At 72.3% G+C, this 595-nt stretch carries 1 protein-coding gene; it reads left to right on the top strand.

Features of this window, described 5'->3' with window-relative positions; translation table 11 throughout:
* Positions 1-405: LPS-assembly lipoprotein LptE (locus FJV41_RS57100; RefSeq protein WP_141649560.1), on the top strand; the 405-nt coding region annotated here is incomplete at its 5' end.
* Positions 406-595: the final 190 nt, after the last annotated feature.

Genomic DNA, 595 nt, shown 5'->3' with positions numbered 1-595 from the left:
CTCTACATCCAGGCCGCGGGCGGCTCGCACCTCGGGCGCGAACTCGAGCTCACGCTCAAGGGCGCGGGCGGCAACCTCACGGTATTGCGCGATCCCGCCGACCTGCCCAAGGCCGAGGCGGTGTTCGAACTGCTGTCCGAACAGCGCGAGCGCGTGGTGGTGGGCTACAACGCCTCCGGCCAGGTGCGCGAGCTGCAGCTGCGCCTGCGCATCCGCTTCCGGCTGCGCAACCAGCAGGGCGCGGAGCTGATCCCGCCGACCGAGCTGCTGCAGCAGCGCGATGTGAGCTACAACGAAAGCATCGCCCTCGCCAAGGAGGCCGAAGAAGCGCTGCTCTACCGCAACATGCAGACCGACCTCGTGCAGCAACTGCTGCGCCGCCTGGCCGCGGCGCGCCCGCAGTGACGCTGCGCCACGGGGCCCGGGCGGACCAGGCGGTGCCATGCAGGTCGCGCTGAACCAGCTGGCCGCGCACCTCCAGAAGGGGGTGCGCCCGCTCTACGTCCTGCACGGCGACGAGCCGCTGCTGCAGCAGGAGGCCGCCGACGCGGTGCGGGCGGCCGCGCGCACCGAGGGCTACACCGAGCGCAGCAGG

The organism is Myxococcus llanfairpwllgwyngyllgogerychwyrndrobwllllantysiliogogogochensis, from assembly GCF_006636215.1.
Classification (GTDB): domain Bacteria; phylum Myxococcota; class Myxococcia; order Myxococcales; family Myxococcaceae; genus Myxococcus; species Myxococcus llanfairpwllgwyngyllgogerychwyrndrobwllllantysiliogogogochensis.
This window is presented reverse-complemented; position numbering and strand designations above follow the sequence as displayed.